General features: G+C 51.7%; 1 tRNA gene and 2 rRNA genes. All 3 read left to right on the top strand.

The features are described 5' to 3' along the window. Positions 1 to 116 (top strand): 16S ribosomal RNA (locus tag MON38_RS22580); the annotation flags it as partial. A gap of 100 nt (positions 117 to 216) precedes the next feature. Further along, positions 217 to 290: transfer RNA gene (locus tag MON38_RS22575), tRNA-Ile, on the top strand. 173 nt (positions 291 to 463) lie between these two features. Then, positions 464 to 2,236, top strand: a 23S ribosomal RNA gene (locus MON38_RS22570); the annotation flags it as partial.

The raw sequence follows: 2,236 nt of genomic DNA, 5'->3' as shown, positions 1-2,236 counted from the left end.
TCTGGTAGACCTGAAGCCGGTGCTCCGCAACGAAGCCGGTTAGGGTAGAACAGGTAATTAGGGCTAAGTCGTAACAAGGTAGCCGTACCGGAAGGTGCGGCTGGATCACCTCCTTTCTGGAGCAGTTCGACTCGTGAGTTCGTGTAGTGTTTACGCTTATAATAATAACGTTACTGTTGTCTTTTCCATCATTCAAATAATTTCAACACTGGTTTTGGGCTTGTAGCTCAGGTGGTTAGAGCGCTACACTGATAATGTAGAGGTCCGTGGTTCGAGTCCACGCAGGCCCACTCTCTAACAACTCTCACCAGTTGTTAAGATATAGGTTGACTTCAATAGGAAGTCAACTTCGGAATCACTAAACAGCAGAGTGATACACGTTCTTTGACGTAAGGGGTAACAAAAACGAAGCGTAGCGCGCTTGGTCATCTTCGGATGACAATCAACAAGTGTGATTACGAACCAAGAAGTAAGAAAGAGCACACGGGGGATGCCTAGGGTCTCAGAGGCGACGAAGGACGCGATAAGCTGCGATAAGCTCGGGGTAGAGGCACATACTTGTTCATCCCGAGATTTCCGAATGGGGCAACCCCTCACATGGAAGATGTGAGAACTGATGAGCTTGACTCACAGTGGCAAACGCAGGGAACTGAAACATCTAAGTACCTGCAGGAAAAGAAAATAACAATGATTCCCCAAGTAGTGGCGAGCGAACGGGGAGGAGCCCAAACCGGGTTGGTTACGGCCAGTCCGGGGTTGTAGGGCCGCGACATCTGATTAAATCGAGTTAGCTGAACTGCTTGGGAAAGCAGGCCATAGACGGTGAGAGCCCGGTAAGCGACAATTCTGATTTACGGTAGCGGTACCCTGAGTAGGGCGGGGCCGGAGAAACCCCGTCTGAAGCGAGCGGCACCATCCGCTAAGGCTACATACTCCTGAGACACCGATAGTGAACTAGTACCGTGAGGGAAAGGTGAAAAGAACCGGGAATACCGGAGTGAAAAGAACCTGAAACCGTGTGCTTACAAGCAGTCAGAGGCCTTTCGTGGGCTGATGGCGTGCCTTTTGCATAATGAGCCTACGAGTTACTCCTCCCCGGCAAGGTTAAGGACTTTAAGGTCCGGAGCCGCAGCGAAAGCGAGTCTGAACAGGGCGCGCAGTCGGGGGGGGTAGACGCGAAACTTTGTGAGCTACCCTTGAGCAGGTTGAAGGTGCGGTAACACGCACTGGAGGACCGAACCAGTTTCCGTTGAAAAGGATTTGGATGACTTGAGGGTAGGGGTGAAAGGCCAATCAAACTGAGAAATAGCTCGTACTCCCCGAAATGTATTGAGGTACAGCGTCGTGGTTGAGGTCAGTGGAGGTAGAGCTACCAATAGGACTAGGGGGTGTCAGAGCCTACCGAATCCTGATGAACTCCGAATGCCACTGGCTATACACGGCAGTGAGGCCTGGGGTGCTAAGGTCCCCGGCCGAGAGGGAAAGAACCCAGACCAACAGCTAAGGTCCCTAAATCTAGATTAAGTTGAACAAAGGAGGTCCAGTTGCTTTGACAGCCAGGAGGTTGGCTTGGAAGCAGCCATTCCTTTAAAGAGTGCGTAACAGCTCACTGGTCGAGCGACCGGGCATCGATAATACGCGGGCATCAAATCTAGTACCGAAGCTTTGGATGTGACTTGCAAGACAGTCACGTGGTAGGGGAGCATTCTCCTTGCGGTGAAGCCGTATCGTCAGGTATGGTGGAGCGTGGAGAAAAGCATATGTAGGCATGAGTAACGATAATGGGGGTGCGAAACCCCCACGCCGATAGACTAAGGTTTCCAATTCAACGCTAATCGGAATTGGGTTAGTCGGGACCTAAGGGGCAGCCGAAAGGTGAACTCGATGGACAGCAGGTTAATATTCCTGTACTGATGGTAAAAAGTGATGCAGTGACGCAGAAGTGAAAGCACCGCGGGCGGACGGAAGTGCCCGTTGAAGGCCGTAGGTAGTGGGAGAGTAGTTAAGTACGCTCACCTAGCCGAAAGCTGATAGTACCGTACGTCCTTCGGGACACGCGGATAGTGTGCCTAATCCGACTGCCAAGAAAACCTGCTAAGCGTTTTAATTTTACTATCACCCGTACCGCAAACCGACACAGGTAGTCAAGGAGAGTATCCTGAGGCGCTCGAGTGAATCACGGCCAAGGAACTCGGCAAAATGGACCTGTAACTTCGGGAGAAGGGTCGCTTCCTCG

The sequence above is a fragment of the Hymenobacter cyanobacteriorum genome (assembly GCF_022631375.1).
GTDB lineage: Bacteria > Bacteroidota > Bacteroidia > Cytophagales > Hymenobacteraceae > Hymenobacter > Hymenobacter cyanobacteriorum.
The sequence above is the reverse complement of the archived record's forward strand: the minus strand, read 5'-3'. Positions and strand labels throughout refer to the sequence as shown.